This is a genomic window from Rhodococcoides corynebacterioides NBRC 14404, from assembly GCF_001894765.1.
Taxonomy (GTDB): Bacteria; Actinomycetota; Actinomycetes; order Mycobacteriales; family Mycobacteriaceae; genus Rhodococcoides; species Rhodococcoides corynebacterioides.
The window spans coordinates 42,223-59,981 of the sequence record NZ_BCWV01000009.1 but is presented as its reverse complement, the minus strand read 5'-3'; the positions used below and the strand labels follow the sequence as shown (position 1 = coordinate 59,981).

Sequence of the window (17,759 nt, the reverse complement as noted above, 5' to 3'; positions counted from 1 at the left end):
CACCGAACTCGCGACCATCAGCACACCATCGATGCCCGACGCGGGCGTCGACGTATCGAGGAGTTTCACCGTGGCCAAGGGCAAGCGGACGTTCCAGCCGAACAACCGTCGTCGTGCACGCGTGCACGGCTTCCGTCTGCGCATGCGCACTCGGGCCGGCCGCGCGATCGTGTCCGCTCGGCGCTCCAAGGGCCGCGCGTCCCTCACGGCCTGATTCGCCTCGGCGGACGCACAGGCATCCTTCTGGCGCGGTGATCGGAGGCTCGGGTGTTGCCTGAGCAGCACCGCCTGCATCGCTCGTCCGATTTCCGGGCGACGACGCGTGGCGGTCGTCGGGTAGGACGGCGCGACATCGTCGTGCACGTGTCCACCCGTCGCGTCGATGTGCGGCCGGACCCGGGAGGTCCGCGTGTCGCGCGCGTGGGATTGGTCGTCAGCAAAGCAGTGGGGCCGGCGGTGACTCGACATCGAGTCGCTCGCCGGCTTCGTCATGTCTGCGCTTCGATGGTCGCGAGCCTCGATCCCGACACCGACGTCGTCGTGCGCGCATTGGTCGGCGCCGCGACCGCGTCGTCGCCGGACCTCGAACGCCAGTTGCGGTCCGCGTTGCGACGACTCGGCGCGGTCGACGAGACGACCGCCGTGCCGAGTTCCGACCGCGGGCCGTCGGACCGGTGACAACTCCGTCGCGTCGTCTCCGGGCCGTGGTGTCGTTCCCCGCCCGTGCTGCGATCGCGATCATCGAGCTCTATCGCACGTACGTCTCGCCTCTGCGGCTGCCGACGTGCCGATTCACCCCCACGTGCAGCGAGTACGCCGTGGAGGCGCTGCGCACGCGTGGGCTGGTGGTCGGTACCGTGCTCGGCATCGTGCGTCTGCTCAAGTGCGCGCCCTGGCACCCTGGTGGGTGGGACCCGGTGCCGGAACGGCGGCGCCGGAGTGCCGCGCCGGCCACGGAGCGGTGCGACGACGAGTCCGGTCCCGATCATCCGCACGTGGATGGAACGAACATAAGGAGTACCTAGAGTCGTGCTCGACTTCATCTATTACCCGGTATCCGGAATCCTCTGGGTCTGGCACAAGGTGTTCGGTGCCGTCCTCGGCGCGGACTCCGGTTTCGCCTGGGCGCTGTCGGTGGTGTTCCTCGTGTTCACACTGCGATTGCTGCTGTACAAGCCGTTCGTGAAGCAGGTGCGGACCACTCGCCAGATGCAGGAGCTGCAGCCACAGATCAAGGCGCTGCAGAAGAAGTACGGCAAGGACCGGCAGAAGCTCGCGCTCGAGATGCAGAAGCTGCAGAAGGAGCACGGCTTCAACCCGATCATGGGTTGCCTCCCCGTGCTGGCGCAGGCGCCGGTGTTCATCGGCCTGTTCCATGTGTTGCGGTCCTTCAACCGCACCGGCACCGGTATCGGACAGCTGGGCCTGAGCCCCGAGGTCAACGCCAACACCCCGAACTACTTCTTCAGCGTGGACGACGTGCAGTCGTTCCTGTCGGCTCGACTGTTCGGTGCGCCGATCTCGGCGGCGATCACCTCGCCCGATTCCGTGCTCATCGCGTTCGAGCCGTTCGGCGGCATCCCGTCCGTGTGGCCGATCGTCGCGGTGTCCGTGCCCCTCATGATCATCGCGTCGGTGGCCACGCACCTGAACTCCCGCGCGTCGGTGGCCCGGCAGTCGGAAGCGGCGGCCGCCAACCCGCAGGCCGCGATCATGAACAAGCTCGCGCTCTACGTGTTCCCGCTGGGCGTCCTCGTCGGTGGACCGTTCCTGCCGGTGGCCATCCTCTTGTACTGGGTCAGCAACAACATGTGGACCTACGGTCAGCAGCACCTGGTGTTCGGTCGGATCGACAAGGAAGAGGCTGCGGCGAAGGAAGCCGCGATCGAGCGTCGCAACGACAACGCGCCCAAGCCCGGTGCGCGGCCCGAGCTGACCAAGAAGAAGCCGGCGCCCGGCGCCAAGCCGGTCCGTCCCGCCGTCTCGGGGAACGGTGAGTCGGCGGACGGCGATTCCGCGGCAGCGTCCTCGCCGTCCCCGTCCGGGACGGGTGGTGCGACCACACCGAAGAAGAAGAAGACCCCGCCGGGGAAGGTGCGGCCGAAGAATCAGCGACGTCGGTGATCGGCGCTGATCGGCTCTCCCCCACACCAGTCCGACACACCCAGCCCGATCGGTCCGCGAACCGATCGACGATGCGAACGGAAGCTGCCACTGTGACCACCGATGCACGGACCGACCCGGCCGAGCCCACCACCGACGAGACCATCGACGCGGCTGCGGTCGTGGAGTCCGACGCCGACGACGGTGAGGACTATCTGGTCGAGGAAGGCGAGATCGCCGGCGACTACCTCGAGCAACTGCTCGACGTGCTCGATTTCGACGGAGACATCGACCTGGACGTCGAGGGTGATCGCGCCGTGGTCTCCATCGACGGCGGCAAGGATCTCACCAAGCTCGTGGGACGCAAGGGCGAGGTGCTCGACGCACTCCAGGAGCTGACTCGGTTGGCCGTGCAGCAGAGCACGGGCGAGCGCAGCAAGCTCATGCTGGACATCGCCGGGTGGCGCGCTGCGCGCCGACAGGAGCTGACCGAGTTGGGCACCTCGGCGGCGGAGCGCGTCGCTCGGGACGGCGGCCGCGAGGCGCTCGATCCGATGACCCCGTTCGAGCGGAAGATCGTGCACGACGCGGTCGCGGCCGTCTCCGGAGTCACCAGCGAGAGCGAGGGTGCCGAGCCGCAGCGGCGGGTGGTCGTCGTCAAGGAGTGACGAACGACGGCTGTCATGCAGTGACAGGATCCTGCGGGATCGAGGACGGGGCGCGACCGAGGTCGCGCCCCGTTCGTCGTGTCGGGGCGTCGTCGGTTCGGACGATGTCGTGCTCTGCCATTACAGTGCGACGGTGCGCATCGGCACGACGGCACGGTGAATGACACCAGTGTGATTTCACGCCGCTGGACCCGGCGCGAGAGGATGTTTCACGTGGAACACGACAACACGGATGACGCCGCGGAGTGGGTGCACGACGCCATCGAGCGGGTGTTCGGCGATCGCACGGATCTCGCGCGGAGGTACTGGACCTCCCTCAGCACCGATGGTGTCGAGAGGGGGCTCATCGGTCCTCGTGAGGTTCCGCGCCTGTGGGAACGGCACCTGCTGAACTGTGCAGTGGTCGGCGAGCTCGTGCCGGACGGTGCGTCGGTGGTCGATGTCGGTAGCGGGGCCGGACTGCCGGGGATACCCCTTGCCATCGCGCGGCCCGACCTCACGGTGTTTCTCGTCGAGCCGCTGCTGCGGCGGTCCGTGTATCTCGCGGAGATCGTCGACGCTCTCGGTCTCACGGCCACGGTGGTGCGCGGTCGCGCCGAGCAACCGGGCGTCGTGAAGGAAGCGGGTGGAGCCGACGTCGTGACCTCCCGCGCCGTGGCTCCGTTGGAGAAGCTCGCGCGGTGGTCGCTCCCCCTCGTCCACGAGGGTGGCGTCATGATCGCCCTCAAGGGCAGTACGGCACAGGACGAGATCGACCGTGACCGGACTGCGTTGACGCGGTTGGGGGCTGCGAACCCGGAGGTCGCGGTCTGTGGTCGGGGAGTCGTACCGACACCCACTATCGTGGTGCGTGCGGAGCGCGCGCCTCGGAGCCACCGCCCCGCACGGCGGTCCGCCGGCAACTGACGGCGCGCGCGGTTTGTCCGCCCGCAGTCATCACACCCATGAAGGAGCCTGCATGTCGGGTGAGCCGACCAACCACGTTTCACGTGAAACACCCCGAGCTGTTTCACGTGAAACGTCGTCGGGCACGCGTGGTACCGACGGTGCCGCCGATCCGTACGGCTACTCGCCGATGACCACCGACGACACCCCCATCGGCGCAGCCGCTCAGCGCGCGAGTGAGGTTCTGCATCCGGGGGGCGTCTCGCTGCCGAAGCCGACACGCCGCCGCGTCCTGACGATCGCCAACCAGAAGGGCGGCGTCGGGAAGACCACGACAGCCGTCAATCTCGCCGCCGCCCTCGCCCTGCAGGGCCTCTCGGTCCTGGTCGTCGATCTGGACCCGCAGGGCAACGCGTCCACGGCGTTGGGTGCCGACCACACCTCGGGCACGCCGTCGAGCTACGAGTTGTTGCTCGGTGAGATCACGGCGTCGGAGGCCATCCAGCGCAATCCCAAGAACCCCCGTCTGATGTGCATCCCGGCGACGATCGATCTGGCCGGTGCCGAGATCGAACTCGTGTCGATGGTCGCGCGGGAGGGTCGCCTGAAGACCGCTCTCGCCGACAGTGCGCTCGACGGCCTCGGGATCGACTTCGTTCTCATCGACTGCCCGCCGTCGCTCGGACTGCTCACCGTCAACGCGATGGTGGCGGCCTCGGAGGTCCTGATTCCCATCCAGTGCGAGTACTACGCACTCGAGGGTGTCGGGCAGCTCCTGCGCAACATCGAGTTGGTCCAGGCCCACCTGAATCCGGCTCTGCACGTGTCCACCGTCATTCTCACGATGTACGACGGCCGGACCAAGCTCGCCGATCAGGTGGCCGACGAGGTCCGTGGTCACTTCGGCAGTGCCGTTCTGAAGTCGGTGATCCCTCGCAGTGTGAAGGTGTCCGAGGCACCGGGATACGGAATGACGGTTCTCGACTACGACCCGGGTTCACGGGGAGCGATGTCGTATCTGGATGCTGGACGTGAGATGGCAGCACGCGCTGCGGCGAGTGACGGTCGGGAGGTCGAGGCATGAGCCAGACGCGCAAGGGTGGGCTGGGCCGAGGTCTCGCGGCATTGATTCCGACCGGCCCCGGTCAGGGTTCGGGGCTGGGAACCGCGGCCGCGGACGTCGTGATCGGTGGTGACCCGACGGCAGCGTCGGCACCGACCCCCACTCCCCCGGCGGTGATCGCCGAGGAGGATCTCGCCCCCGCCGGCGCCACCTATCGTGAGATCCCGCCGAGCGCGATCGAACCGAACCCCAAGCAGCCCCGCACCGTCTTCGAGCAGGAGGCTCTGGACGAACTCGTGCACTCGATCCGCGAGTTCGGATTGATGCAACCCATCGTGGTGCGGGACATCGGCGGGGGCCGGTTCCAGTTGGTCATGGGCGAACGCCGCTGGCGTGCCGGCCAGGAAGCCGGATTGACCGCGATTCCGGCCATCGTGCGCGACACCGCCGACGACACGCTGCTGCGGGACGCGCTGCTCGAGAACATCCATCGAGTGCAACTCAATCCTCTCGAAGAAGCTGCTGCGTACCAGCAACTGCTCGAGGAGTTCGACGTGACTCACGATCAGCTGGCGGCTCGTCTGGGCCGGTCGCGACCGGTGATCACCAACATGATCAGGCTGCTGCGGCTCCCCATCGCCGTGCAGCGTCGCGTGGCGGCGGGCGTTCTGTCGGCCGGTCACGCGCGAGCACTGCTGTCCCTCGAGGCCGGGGCCGACGCGCAGGAAGAACTGGCGGCTCGCATCGTGGCGGAGGGGCTCTCGGTGCGCGCGACCGAGGAAGCGGTGACGCTGGCCAATCGGGAGGGACCGCCCGGGCCGGCTCCCGCGCCGCGCCGTAAGCCGATCCAGATGCCGGGGCTGCAGGACGTGGCCGAGCGGCTCTCCAACTCCTTCGACACGCGCGTCACCGTGAGTCTGGGCAAGCGCAAGGGCAAGATCGTGGTCGAGTTCGGGTCGGTGGACGACCTCGAGCGGATCGTGGAGATGATGGAACGTCAGAAGTCGTCCTGATCGCAGGAATCGTCGGTGCCGGGACACCAGGTCGATTCGTCACTGTGACGTTATGACGTCCCCCGGCGCCTAATACGTTGTGTCACAACGGATTCGGATGCTCGGCTGCCCGTCCACGGAACAATGGCGACCATCGCCTATTCTGAAGTGCGTCACATCGGTGCGAGGCCCGCCGGCTTCGCGCGTCGGGGTACGGAGGGTGAGTCCACGCGTGTCCATCGTCGTTTCCACACTCACACTCGGCGGCTTCGATGCGCTCCCGGCGCACGATCGGCGGTGCGCCTTCTGGACGATGGACCCGACCGCCGACGTCGTGGTCGATGCACTCGATCCGGAGTTCGAGAAGGAAGCATGGCTGTCCATGCTGATGCTCCAGTGGGGTCCGTGCGGACAGGTGGCCACGGGCGGCACGGACTCGGCGGTACCGGCGTCGTCGGATGCGATCGGGTGTGCGTTGTACGCCCCGCCGGACTCGGTGCCTCGGGTGACCCACTTCCCCACCGCGCCTGTCAGTCCGGACGCCGTACTCCTGACATCGCTCTCCACCCCGCCGATCGACGACGCCGGCCACGCCGACGACGTCCGTGACGCCCTGCTCGGTGCGGTGGTCCGCGATCTGATCAACCGTGGTGTCCGCGCGCTCGAGTCGTTCGGGTTGCGGCGCACCGACGAGGACGCGGTGGTGGTACCCGACGGTCGGTCCGCCGCGCCCTGCAGTCCGGCCACGTGCATGACCGACGCGGCTTATCTCGAGAAGTACGGTTTCGAGGTCATCGCTCCGCACCACCGGTTTCCCCGACTTCGACTCGAACTCGACCGGGACCACGGGTGGAAAGAAGACGTGGAAGCCGCGCTGGACCGCCTGCTCGAGGCCGCCGCGATCACAGTGGTGGAGCAGGACGCCCGGGTGCCCGTCGGCGCGCGGTGAGCGGCGCTCAGGCCCGTTCGGACGCGGCCAACTCGTAGGCGAGCAGTTCCGCGAACGTGAACGTTCCGGTCGGCTGATCGTCCTGGCCGAGCAGGTAGAGGCGCTTCACCGCCACCAGAATCGCCTCGGCGACGATGTCGCGCTGGCGTGGGTCGGTGAGCACCGCGACGTCGTGATCGTTGCTGAGATAGCCGAGGTCGAGCTGAACCGTCGGCATGTTGGTCAGGCGCAGGAGATCCCACGTGCGACCGTGAGAACGGCAGTCCTGCAACGACGTTCGAGCCACGATCTCACGCTGGATGTACCCGGTGAGTACCTGGCCGATGAGCGAGGCAGAACCGTGGGAGTTGCCGAAGTGGAAGCTCGCGACGCCGTGCGCCACCGGGCTGGTGTGGGTGCTGCATCGCAGCGAGATCATCAGGTCCGCACCGATGGAGTTGGCCGTCTCGGCTCGCTGCGCGGTACTCGGATCCGTGCCGCGCGCACGGGAGAGGTAGGTCTCCATCCCGGTGGCGGCCATGCGCCCCTCGAGCCGACCGGCCAGGTCCCAGAGGATGGCCTCCTCGGTGGTCGTTCCGTCGGCGGTGGTGACCACGGCACCGGTGTTGTCGCCGCCCAGGCCGGGATCGATGACGATGCGCTTGCCCGTGAGTTGGGGTCCGGAGCTGCGGACCAGTTCCTCCTCGGAGATGGCATGCGGTGAGCCACCCGTGACGCGCGGGCCCAGCAGCTCGAGCGCGCGCAACGTGGCCGGCCCACAGATGCCGTCGGCCGACAGTCCGATCTCTTCCTGGAACGACGACAGACTCTCGTGGGTCCGAGCGCCGAAGAAGCCGTCGACGCGGCCGTCGTAGAAGCCCAGGTCCTGCAGACGGCGCTGCAGGGTGGCGACGTCGTCGCCGTAGAGCGGCGCTGCGAGCTGGTAGATCAGCGTGCGCGCGCCGAGTCGGAAAGACGCTTCCTTGATGGACCGGTAGGTGGCGGTGTCCACCTCGCCGGTCACCAGCAGGCCGCGTTGCTGCTGGAATGCCCGGACGGCCTCGTCCAGACGGACGTCGAAGGTGACGTCGGGTTCGGTCCATGTCGCGCCGGTACCACCGCGTGCCGCATCGAGGGGAGCCAGGAAACCGAGGGTGCTCAAAATGTCCCTGATCTCCGCGACGGCCGGACCGTGATCGCCGTGACGGAGTGGTTTCATGCTGTTCGGCCCTTTCCTCGTGTCCACCGGACGACGGACTCGGCCCGTCGTGTCCAACCGTCCGATTGTCTCAGACGATGATGCGCGCCCGACAATCGTCGGGACCGCCTACGGCACGACGCCCGGCGTGTCGCGCACACCGGGCGTCGTGAACGCAGCAGATCGAGCAGTCAGGACAGGACGTCCTCGAGGTCGCGCAGGAGCGCGGCCTTGCCCTTGGCGCCGACGATCGTCTTCACGGGCTCGCCGCCCTTGAACAGGATCATGGTCGGGATCGACATGACCTTGAAGTCCCGCGCGGCCTTCGGGTTGGCGTCGATGTCGAGCTTGGCGACGGTCAGCTTGTCTCCGTGCTCACCGGCGATCTCGTCGAGCACCGGGGCGACCATCTTGCACGGGCCGCACCAGGTGGCCCAGAAGTCCACGAGCACGGGCTTCTCGCTCTGCAGGACCTCGGAACCGAAGGTGTCGTCGCTGATGGTGACGGTATTGGTGTCGGACATGCGCTTCTCCATCGAGGGGGTCGGGTGGACGAACTACAGGGGTGGGGGTCAGACGCTCACGGCGTCGACGTCGCGGTCGGCGTTCTCGACCGTGTTCTCGGTGATCTCGCCCTGCTCGGCGAGCCACCGCTCGGCGTCGATGGAAGCCGAGCAACCGGTGCCCGCGGCGGTGATCGCCTGCTGGTACACGTGGTCCACCAGGTCACCCGCGGCGAAGACGCCGTCGATCGAGGTGGCCGTGGTGGGGGCCTGGACTCGTACGTAGCCGTCGTCGTCCAGGTCGACCTGACCGCGGACGAGTTCGGACCGGGGATCGTGACCGATGGCGACGAAGATGCCGGTCACGTCGAGCACGCGCTCCTCGCCGGTGACGGTGTCCTTGATCTTCAGGCCGGTGATGCCGGTGTCACCCTGCATCTCGAGCACCTCGGCGTTGGTGACGAAGGAGATCTTCTCGTTGCTCTTGGCCCGCTCGAGCATGATCCGGGAGGCGCGGAACTCCTCGCGGCGGTGGACGATGGTGACCGAGCGCGCGAACCGCGTGAGGAAGGTCGCTTCCTCCATTGCCGAGTCGCCGCCGCCGATGACGGCGATGTCCTGGTCACGGAAGAAGAAGCCGTCGCAGGTGGCGCAGGCGGACACGCCCCGGCCCAGCAGTTCCTGCTCGCCGGGAACGCCCAGGTAGCGGGCAGCGGCGCCCATCGCCAGGATGATCGCGCGCGCGGAGTGGACGGTCCCGTCGACGGTGACGGTCTTGACGTCGCCGGTCAGGTCGAGAGCCTCGACGTCCTCGGTGCGGATGTCGGCTCCGAAGCGCTGGGCCTGCTCGCGCATCTGCTCCATGAGGTCGGGGCCCATGATGCCGTCGCGGAAGCCGGGGAAGTTCTCCACCTCGGTGGTGGTCATGAGAGCGCCACCGAACTGGGTGCCCTCGAACACCAGCGGCTTCAGCTCCGCGCGGGCCGCATAGACCGCCGCGGTGTATCCGGCGGGGCCGGACCCGACGATGATCAGGTCGTGGATGTCCGAAGTCGTCATCTTCGCCTTCCGTGGTGAGGGTGCCGCGTACGAGGACGCGGTCGGCAGGGCACACGTGGTGCACCGCCCGTGATCGCCTCAACACTAGGTCAGCGGCGATTGTTCCCCGGTCAGCCGATGTCCGCCCGCGCGACGGTGTCGGGAAATCCGGGCCCGCAGCGAGGGCCGACGGCCAGGGCGACCAGCGCACCCGGCGTCGTACCGGGCAGAACCACCAGCGTCGCCTCCCGCCCGTCGAGCGTGACCGGCCCGGACCCCAGAACTCGAGTCTCGGCGGCCACCCCGTTGGCGGCGAGACACGCCGCGAGTGTCGACGGATCGGCCAGTGGGCCGTCGTCGCGCCGACCGATCAGCGTCGCCACGTCCGTGCGGGTGACGACGGAACCGGGCGCGGCCACCGTCGTCGACGCAGGGTCACCCCGTGGCCACCACGTGGCGAGGGCACCGACACCGATCACGAGAGCCACGGCCGCCGCGGCGGCGCCGAGCGCGTGCCGGCGCGAGAGTCCGGAGGAGGGTGCGCAGGCGAGTGCCGCGTGGAGTTGCTCCTCCACCGCGGGCGGAATGGGTGCTCCGGCGTGAAGATCGGTTCCGCGCTCACGGAGGAGGCGCTGCACCTCGTCCAAGCTCCTCAGGTACTCCCTGCTCTCCCGCGAGGCCAGGATGCGTGGACGCAGGCGTGCGGCGTCGGCGTCGGACAGGGCTCCGGCGTGCAGGTCGGCGAGCTCGTCGTGCCCGGGTGCGGGGTGCCCCGCCGGCTCGCCGGGCCGCCCGCCGTCACTGGTCATGCCCTCTTGGACGCATCGCCGCGGGATTCGGTTCCCGCCGTCGGCCGAGTCGGCCGCGAGGGCCCGGGGGCGGACATCCCGACATCCGAGACAGCGGTGAAGTGCAGATCCTGGCCGCCGCCGTCGTCCGTTCGGACCGTCCGCAGGACTTCGGCGAGCTTCTGCCGTCCACGTGCGCAGCGGCTCTTGATGGTCCCCGTGGGCACCCCCAGCGCGGCCGCGGCGTCGGCGACGGAGTAGCCCTCCATGTCGACGGCCACGATGGCCGCTCGCTGGTCGGGAGGGAGGGTGAACAGCGCCCGCTCGACCACCATCGACAGGTCCAGATCGGCGTAGTGGTCGGACGGATCCCGCGGTTCGCGCACGTCGTCGTCCAGCGGGACGGTGGGGCGGACCCGGTTGCGCCGGATTCGGTCGAGGCAGGCGTTGACCACGATGCGGTGGAGCCAACTGCGGACGGCGGCGTCGGCCCGGAACGAGTGGGCGGTCCGATGAGCGCTGAGCAGTGCGTCCTGCAGGGCGTCGGCGGCGTCCTCGGCGGAGTAGCTCGCCCGCCGTGCCGTGATCCACAGATGATCCTGATGACGGCGGACCAGGACGGCGAATGCCGTCCTGTCCCCCGCGATATGTGCCGCCAGCAGCTCGCCGTCCGTGGCGTCACCCCCGGCGACTCCCCCCATGAGTCGCACGCGCGGAGACTAGCCGAGAACCGAACCGTCCTGGCGGTACGACGACATGCTTGTGACCACGCACGATGCGTGGCCGAACGATCAGCCCGCGGTGACGGTGATGTCCGCGATCGAGCTCTGATTGCGGCCACCCTGCGTGCTGAGATCCGTGATCCACACCAGCAGGTACTCCGTGGGCCCGTCCGGGGTGACGGCGATGTCGGTGCGGCCGTTGCCCAGCGTGGCCTGACCGATCACCTGGGTGTCGTCCAGCGTGGGCGACGCCGACGACGCACTCCGGATCTCCACCACCGTGCCCGGCGACGGCGAGTCGATCGACACCGAGGCGGGGGTCACGTCGCCGTCGAGCGTGGCCAGGATGCCGACTCCGCTCTTGAGGGATGGGAACGGGTTGAAGTACGAGTCCGTCTGCCACACGGTCGCCGGATCGTTGTCGAGCACGTTGTCGACGGTGGCGGGACTGTCGGCCGTGCCCTGCGGGGAGAAGACCTCCACCGAGGAGATGGCCACCGGGGCGGGCGCCGCGGGCGCAGCCGATCCCCCCGGGTCCGCGGGCGCGACCGCGGAGGTGGTCAGGCCGAAGTTCTGCTCGGTCAGCGGCTCGTCCGTCCCACCGCCGGCGAGCAGGTTCGCCAGCCACCACCCCACGAGCCCGAGGACCAGGACCGTGAGAGCACCGAGTCCCGCCAGCACGATCAGCGTGCGGTTGGACTTGGCGTCCGGCTCGTCGGGATCGGCGAGGGCATGACCCGTCGCGCCCGGCGGCCGTTGGCCGAGGCGCAGGGCCGGGATGTAGTCGGTCTTCTCGTTGACGACGGCCGCCTGGCCCAGGATGTGCTGCACCGTCGCGGCCGTGCGGATGCCGCTGTTCTGCTCGAGGGCGCGAACGGCGACGGCGGACACCTCGAACGGGATGTCGGAGCGGATCTCACGCGGGTCGACGGGCGCTCCCGCCGCGGTGCGGTCGGCCAGCGCCATGCCGCCGACCGATCCGGTCTCGCGTGCGTCGCCGAGCGGCCATCGGGCGGTCACGAGTGCGTAGAGCATCGCGCCCAGGCCGCGGACGTCGGAGCTCGGGTCGGCGTCGGCGAACGTGGCCGGGAACGCCAGCACCGCGTCGCCCTTGACGCTGATCCGCACCCGATCGGGATGGTCGATGGACAGGGCGCCACCGCTGCGATGGGCCTGCTCCGCGGCTGCGGCGAGGGACTTGATGGCATTGGCCGCCCCGAGCGGCGACGGCGTGGTGTCGGCCATCTCCCGCAGGGACCGACCCCGCGTCCACTCGGCGACGACGATGCCGCCGGAGCTGCCGCGCACCACGTCGAGTACGCGGGCCAGGCCCGGTGAGGAGATCCGGCCGAGCCGCAACGTCCGCGAGAGCACGGCCTGGGGGCCGTCGCCTCGGGTGTCGTCGGCACCACCGTCGGCACGCTGCTCGGCATCGACGAAGGTGAGCGCCACTTCGCGGTCGAGCTTGACGTCGTGGGCCTGCCAGAACTTCAGGCCGCGGGCACCGCCGTGGGGCGCGAGCAGACGGTAGCGACCGCCCGCGACGGAGGCACCCGGCACCAGCGTGGGCCCCCGCAGCGGGGCTCGCCGGGCGTCGGTCGGGGGCACGGCCGGCGGGAGCGGTGGCGATCCGACGGGCACGACGCCTGTCGTGGCCGGGTCGAGCGACGCCTCGCCGGCGGCCGAGGCGGTGTCGTCCGCAGCCGTCGACGCCTCGTCCGCGACGACCCGACCGGGGTCGGTGGCGGCGTCGTCGGTCGTCGGGGTCGCCGCCGGTGTCGGGGTCGCGGTGGCCGGAGCATCCGCGGTGGTCGGGGCGTCGTCCGTGCGGTCGGTGTGCACGCCGCCGTCGGGCCGGGCGGGGCCGTCGTCCCGGGTCGCCTGACCCCGGGTCGCCTCGTCGTCGGTCACGGACACTCCTTCGTCACGTCTGGTGGAACCGGTGCGGACCACCGGGAGAATGGTGGTGAGGGATTCGTCCGGGGGCACGTTCTGCACCCGTCGGACCGACCCTCGGTCACCGGTCGTCCCGGGGGCCTCACGATCCACAGGGTACGGGAGCGGTCCGACGTGGGGCGTCGGACCGAACCCGCCGGTCGGTCGTCCCACCGGCGGGAGATCGGGGCTGCCGATCGCGGGGATCAACTCGGTCTCGGCGAACATCTGAGGGTCCGCCGGGGGAGCCGGTGTCGCACGTCCGAGGCGTCGTCGCACGGCGACGGTCACGGCGTCGATCTCGGGGATGCGTGCTCGCACGAGACCGAGACCGGTGACCAGCAGCATCACGGCCCCGTCGAAGAGCACGCGCAGCAACGCGGCCGGCCCGGTGAGGCGATCGAGACCGAGCAGGGTGTCGGCCAGCACCACGGCGAGCATGCCGACCGCCGTGGCGAGGGCGGTGACGACGACGGTGCGCCGGACGCCGTCGAGACGCAGGTCGCCGAGGGTGCGGCGCAGGAGCATCCAGCCGATGATCGCGCCCGTCAGGTAGCCGAGGCCGTTGGCCGCACCGAGCAGCAGGACCACGGATCGGTCCGACGAGGCGACGAGCGGGGCCAGTGCGGAGAGACCGACCTTGACGGCGGTGATGCCGAGGACGATCCACGTCGGGGTCCAGGCCTGTTCGCGCGCGTAGAAGACGCGGAGATGGATCAGCACCAGCGAGTACGGCACCAGGGTGAACGCGGACCAGCTGACCGCCTCGCCGAGCCGGGCGGCGTCGGCGCTGCCGAAGTTGCCGTAGCCGTACAGCGCCTCGCCCACCTGCGGTCCGGCGACGGTGAGGAAGCCGATCACCGGGACCAGGGCCAGCATGGTCAGGCGGGTGGCGACGGACAGATCGTCGACGACGGCAGGGACGTCGCGGGCGGCGGCGTTGCGGCTCAGTCGCGGCATGATCGCGGTGAGCACGGTGACGCCGAGAACGCCGTAGGGCAGCTGCAACAGGATCCAGGCCTGGTTGTAGATGACGGGTCCGGCGGGGTCGACGTGCGAGGAGATGCGAGTGGCGACGACCATGCCGATCTGGCTGATCACGACGTAGAGCACGATCGCGACGGCCATGCCACCGAAGCGGCGCAGTCGATCGTCGAGTCCCCACAGGGGGCGGAGATCGATGTGGTTGCGGCGCAGCGCCGGGATCAGGCTGGTCGCCTGCACCACGACGCCCAGGGTGATGCCGAGGCCGAGGACGAGCAGTTTGGGGTTGCTGATCCGCACCGGATCGAGCGAGATCTCCCCGGGCATCAGGAGGTACACGACCAGGACCGCGAGGACCACGAGGTTGTTGAGCACCGGCGCCCACGCCCCGGGCTTGAAGTTCTGCCGGGTGTTGAGGATCGCCGTGAACAGCGCGGACAGCCCGTAGAAGAGGATGGCGGGCAGCAGGAGAAACAGCAGGGCGGTGGTGAGGGCCGTGTTCACCTGGCCGTCGTCCGAGAGGAAGACGTAGCGCGTGAGCAGCGGCGCGGCGGCCGTGGCCAGCACGGCGGCGATCACCAGCATGGTCAACGCCGCCGTGAACAGGCGGCGGACGAACGCGCGACCGCCGTCCGCGTCCTCGGACTCCGCACGGACCAGGACCGGGACCACGATCGCCGTCAGCACCGCGCCCAGCACCAACTCCGCGATCATGTTGGGAATCAGGCTGGCGACGGTGTACGAGCTCGCGACGGTGACGCCGAGGACGGTGACCAGGAGCAGCTGTTTGACGAAGCCGGTGATCCGGCTGCAGAGCGTCGCGAACGCGATCGCGCCGGTCGCGGACAGCAACCGGGAGCTGCCGCGCCGATCGTCGGCGCCGGTCTGCACAGCGCTCGGGTCTGCCGCGCTCTGCTCGGCGGACGTGGTTCCGCTCATCGCGTCCTCACTGTTCGTCGGCGGGGTCGGGTTGCCCGCGGAACCGGTGCCACAGGCGACGGCCCACCAGCAGCACCAGCAGTATCCCGGCTCCGACAGTGATCAGAGCCAAGGCACGACCGTACGCATTGGACCGAACGGTCACCTCGGCCGGTTGCCCCAGCTCGACGCCGTCGCTCGTGCCGAGCGAGAACTCGACGACCATCTTGCGGGAATCGCTCACCCGCGCGGGCACCTGCAGCGAGCGGCTGCCGCGGGGCGGCAACTGCTGCGGGCCGATGTCCTCGACCTCCATGGCCGGTGGGGCGTCGACCGCCAGGGTCACCGCGATGCCGATCGGGAGGTCGTTCCGGGCCACCAACAGCAGCGGGCTGGCCTCCGAGGCGAGGGTGAAGACGCCGCCGGGCGCGAGGATCGTCACCGCCCCGTAGGCGCGATCGATGCCCGCGACGACGGCTTCCGCGCGGATTCGGGCGGCGTCGTCGATCGCCGTCGAGTCGGTGCCGCCGCGACCGGCCGTGCTCAGGGTGCGGAGCAGGTCCTCCCGCAGGGGCGCGGCGAACAACGCCGGGGTCAGCGACGAGCGCGGGTCCTGCACGAGTGCCGACTGCAGTGCGGTGATGCGTCCGCCCTGGTCGCGTGCGGTGTCCACGAGGCTCGCATCCGGTGACCCGTCCGACGGCGACACCAGCGTCGCCGGCTCGGCGGGCGGGGTCACCCCCACCAGGTCGGCCAGGGGCCGAGGAGTCGCGAGGCCGCTGCGCAGGAGCCCGGCGACGGTGCCGAGGACGGCCGAGGCCTCCTCCCGGTCCGGAGTCCACGTCTGCGGCGGCACGACCGCCAGCGAGCGCGGCCCGCGGTCGAGCCGCGGGGTCGCGCCGGGCGCACCCGACGGAAGCAGCGCCTCGTACTGCAGCGCACCCAGCGCGTCCTGGAGTCGCGCCGTGCGCGAGTCCGCCGCCAGGTCGATCCGCTGCGCGTCGGGTGTGAACGCGGGGGTGACGGGCTCGGCGCCGACGCCGGCGAGGGCGGTGCTCACCTCGTCGTCGAACAGCACGGCCCGGTCCGATGCGGCCGTACCGGCGAGCAGCACGGTGTCCGGCGACGTGCCGGCGTCCACGACGTCGACGGCGGACCGCGCCAGCAACAACGACCGTCCGGAGTCGGTGGCGCCGGGGGACGACGCGGGGGTGGCGGCGACCATGTCGGCCGCGGCGGTGTCGACGGTTCCGGCGGCGGGCCACACGACGTCGCGGCGCGACGAGACCCCGAGCAGCGAATCGACGACGTCCGGCGGGGACGCGACGGCGGACTGCGCCAGGGCGGTGTCCCCCGACGCGGCGACGGCGGACAGGTCGGCCTGCGCGAACGGCACGGCGACGACGCAGCGGTCCGCGACCAGCGCGCGGAGCCGGTCCAGCCAGGCGACGGCAGCGTCGGTGCCCGTTCCGTCGCGGGCCGGTCCCGTCGGGTCGGCGGCGTCGACGACGAGGTATCCGCGGGTCATCGCGGCGACGGTCACCAACAGATCGGGGTCGACGGCGACGCACGTGGACGCGGCGAGGGCGCCTTGGGGATCGACCGAGGGCTGCACGGCGAACTCGAGCGCGGTGAGCAGCCCGTCGAGTCGTCCCCCGGTGCCGAGGGACGTCGCCAACTCGTCGTCGATCAGGCGCACCTTCTCGTCGACGGTGCCGGGCAGTCCGGCGGCGAGCCGCGGCCGATCGGCGAGCGGCCACACCACGGTGGCGGCGACGGGTCGGCCGGTGTCGGGGGGCAGCGGCACACCCGTCGGTGCCGCGAGGTCGGTCACCGTGGTGTCGCGCGGGAGCCCGGCGACGGGCAGCAGGAACGCGGCGTCGTCGAGCCGGGCCTGCTGGCCGTAGTCGGGAGTGCCGTTGACGTTGACCAGCATCGGATAGATGCCGGGGCGGTCGATGCCCAGCGAGAGGGTGCCGTCGGACGCGCGCAGCGGCAGCGACAGGGTGAACGGCAGGTCCTGTCCCTGCCGCAGCGGTTCGCCGCCGGCGAGTTCGTCGAAGTTCCCGACGGTGTCGAAGACGTCCTGGTCGTCGGCGAGCGCCGATCGGAGGCCTGCGTCGGTCCGCACGGCCGGGGCGCGTTGCAGCCGGACGCCGATGTCGGAGACGGGCCGGTCGCCCACGTTGGTGACGGTGCCACGGACGGTGACCTCGGGAGGCGAGGTGGTGGTGACCGTGGTGGGGGTGACCTCGTCGACGGAGATGCGCAGGAACGTGCCGTCGACGGAGGTGTCGGGAGGTGTGGTGGGTTGTGCGGCGGCGGGACCCACCGCGACGGTGAGGCCGACCGCGGCCACCGTGGCGAACAGGGCCAGGAGCAGGGCGAGGAGGCGGGTGGCGAGGGGCCTCATGCTTCTGCGGTGCCGCGGCCGTCGACCGGGGGGGTGAAGCCGGCGGGGTCCGCGGCCATCCGGTCGATCATGTCGCCGGCGCGCTCGGCGAGTTTGCGCTCGTCGGCGTAGGCGAGCCGAGTGTGCAGTTCGGCGAGCGGCACCCAGGCGACCTCGGTGACCTCGACGTCCTCGTCCGAGAGTTGACCGCCCGTGAAGCGCAGGAGGTAGTGGTGCACGGTCTTGTGCACGCGTCGCCCCTCGGTGACGAACCAGTAGTCGATGCTGCCGAGCGGAGCGAGCACGGTGCCGTTGATGCCGGTTTCCTCGGCGACCTCGCGTTCGGCGGTCTGCTCGGGGGTCTCGCCGCGCTCGATGTGACCCTTGGGCAGGGACCACAGGAGGCGTCCGCGCCGGTCGGTGCGGCCGATCAGCGCGGCGCAGAGACGCTCGCGCGGTCCTCCGAGACCGTCGACGACGAGCCCGCCGGCCGAGGTCTCGCGCACGGTTCGCAGGGCGGGTCGATCGCCGGTCCGGCCGGTCGCGTCGCCGCGCCCCCGCCGTCGCACACCGCGACGGGTTCGCTTGGCTCGTTCGGGACCGGACACCCGATCGATACTAGTTGCCGAGGGGCGTGTCTCC

Annotated in this window: 17 protein-coding genes; 9 read left to right on the top strand and 8 right to left on the bottom strand. The window is 70.3% G+C overall.

Annotated elements, in window-relative coordinates:
• Positions 1 to 70: 70 nt before the first annotated feature.
• The 9 genes from rpmH to RC2_RS17810 all read left to right on the top strand — a co-directional run bounded on the left by rpmH (position 71) and on the right by RC2_RS17810 (position 6,660).
• Positions 71 to 214, top strand: coding sequence for a 50S ribosomal protein L34 (gene rpmH / locus RC2_RS17850; RefSeq protein WP_068148504.1), 144 nt, complete (start codon positions 71 to 73; stop codon positions 212 to 214).
• Positions 215 to 267: 53 nt separating this feature from the next.
• On the top strand, positions 268 to 678 hold the full coding sequence (rnpA, locus tag RC2_RS17845) for a ribonuclease P protein component (protein WP_072681725.1): 411 nt from the start codon (positions 268 to 270) through the stop codon (positions 676 to 678).
• Complete coding sequence (yidD, locus tag RC2_RS17840; protein WP_068148509.1) at positions 675 to 1,025, top strand: membrane protein insertion efficiency factor YidD; 351 nt, start codon at positions 675 to 677, stop codon at positions 1,023 to 1,025. The genes rnpA and yidD overlap by 4 nt, the downstream gene beginning before the upstream one ends.
• A gap of 4 nt (positions 1,026 to 1,029) precedes the next feature.
• Positions 1,030 to 2,124, top strand: a complete 1,095-nt coding sequence (yidC, locus tag RC2_RS17835) for a membrane protein insertase YidC (protein ID WP_068148512.1) — start codon at positions 1,030 to 1,032, stop codon at positions 2,122 to 2,124.
• Between the two features lie 71 nt (positions 2,125 to 2,195).
• Complete coding sequence (locus RC2_RS17830; RefSeq protein WP_082895514.1) at positions 2,196 to 2,771, top strand: Jag family protein; 576 nt, start codon at positions 2,196 to 2,198, stop codon at positions 2,769 to 2,771.
• A gap of 204 nt (positions 2,772 to 2,975) precedes the next feature.
• Entirely contained in the window at positions 2,976 to 3,677 is a 702-nt protein-coding gene (gene rsmG, locus RC2_RS17825; RefSeq protein WP_068148515.1) for a 16S rRNA (guanine(527)-N(7))-methyltransferase RsmG, read from the top strand.
• A gap of 52 nt (positions 3,678 to 3,729) precedes the next feature.
• Entirely contained in the window at positions 3,730 to 4,740 is a 1,011-nt protein-coding gene (locus tag RC2_RS17820; RefSeq protein ID WP_068148641.1) for a ParA family protein, read from the top strand.
• On the top strand, positions 4,737 to 5,732 hold the full coding sequence (locus RC2_RS17815) for a ParB/RepB/Spo0J family partition protein (RefSeq protein ID WP_068148517.1): 996 nt from the start codon (positions 4,737 to 4,739) through the stop codon (positions 5,730 to 5,732). Before RC2_RS17820 ends, RC2_RS17815 begins: the two co-directional genes overlap by 4 nt.
• 211 nt (positions 5,733 to 5,943) lie before the next feature.
• Positions 5,944 to 6,660 carry a hypothetical protein gene (locus RC2_RS17810; RefSeq protein ID WP_068148519.1) on the top strand — a complete coding sequence of 239 codons (717 nt, stop codon included), beginning with the start codon at positions 5,944 to 5,946 and terminating at the stop codon, positions 6,658 to 6,660.
• A 7-nt stretch (positions 6,661 to 6,667) separates the two neighbouring features.
• Here the strand turns inward: RC2_RS17810 and RC2_RS17805 are convergent, their stop codons facing one another.
• The 8 genes from RC2_RS17805 to RC2_RS17770 all read right to left on the bottom strand — a co-directional run bounded on the left by RC2_RS17805 (position 6,668) and on the right by RC2_RS17770 (position 17,725).
• Positions 6,668 to 7,858 carry an N-acetylmuramoyl-L-alanine amidase gene (locus RC2_RS17805; protein ID WP_068148520.1) on the bottom strand — a complete coding sequence of 397 codons (1,191 nt, stop codon included), beginning with the start codon at positions 7,856 to 7,858 and terminating at the stop codon, positions 6,668 to 6,670.
• Between the two features lie 170 nt (positions 7,859 to 8,028).
• Positions 8,029 to 8,361 (bottom strand): thioredoxin, encoded by a 333-nt coding sequence (gene trxA / locus RC2_RS17800; protein WP_068106661.1) that lies wholly within the window; start codon positions 8,359 to 8,361, stop codon positions 8,029 to 8,031.
• 48 nt (positions 8,362 to 8,409) lie between these two features.
• Positions 8,410 to 9,399 carry a thioredoxin-disulfide reductase gene (gene trxB, locus RC2_RS17795; protein WP_068148523.1) on the bottom strand — a complete coding sequence of 330 codons (990 nt, stop codon included), beginning with the start codon at positions 9,397 to 9,399 and terminating at the stop codon, positions 8,410 to 8,412.
• A gap of 110 nt (positions 9,400 to 9,509) precedes the next feature.
• Positions 9,510 to 10,187, bottom strand: a complete 678-nt coding sequence (locus RC2_RS17790; RefSeq protein WP_068148526.1) for an RsmA family anti-sigma factor — start codon at positions 10,185 to 10,187, stop codon at positions 9,510 to 9,512.
• Positions 10,184 to 10,867 (bottom strand): RNA polymerase sigma factor SigM, encoded by a 684-nt coding sequence (gene sigM / locus RC2_RS17785; RefSeq protein WP_068148528.1) that lies wholly within the window; start codon positions 10,865 to 10,867, stop codon positions 10,184 to 10,186. The genes RC2_RS17790 and sigM overlap by 4 nt, the downstream gene beginning before the upstream one ends.
• Positions 10,868 to 10,957: 90 nt before the next feature.
• Positions 10,958 to 14,746: a murein biosynthesis integral membrane protein MurJ gene (locus RC2_RS17780; RefSeq protein WP_068148530.1), complete on the bottom strand. Its 3,789-nt coding sequence runs from the start codon at positions 14,744 to 14,746 to the stop codon at positions 10,958 to 10,960.
• Positions 14,747 to 14,753: 7 nt separating this feature from the next.
• Positions 14,754 to 17,138, bottom strand: coding sequence for a DUF6049 family protein (locus RC2_RS17775; RefSeq protein WP_068148532.1), 2,385 nt, complete (start codon positions 17,136 to 17,138; stop codon positions 14,754 to 14,756).
• Complete coding sequence (locus tag RC2_RS17770) at positions 17,135 to 17,725, bottom strand: NUDIX hydrolase (protein ID WP_068148535.1); 591 nt, start codon at positions 17,723 to 17,725, stop codon at positions 17,135 to 17,137. Before RC2_RS17770 ends, RC2_RS17775 begins: the two co-directional genes overlap by 4 nt.
• Positions 17,726 to 17,759: the final 34 nt, after the last annotated feature.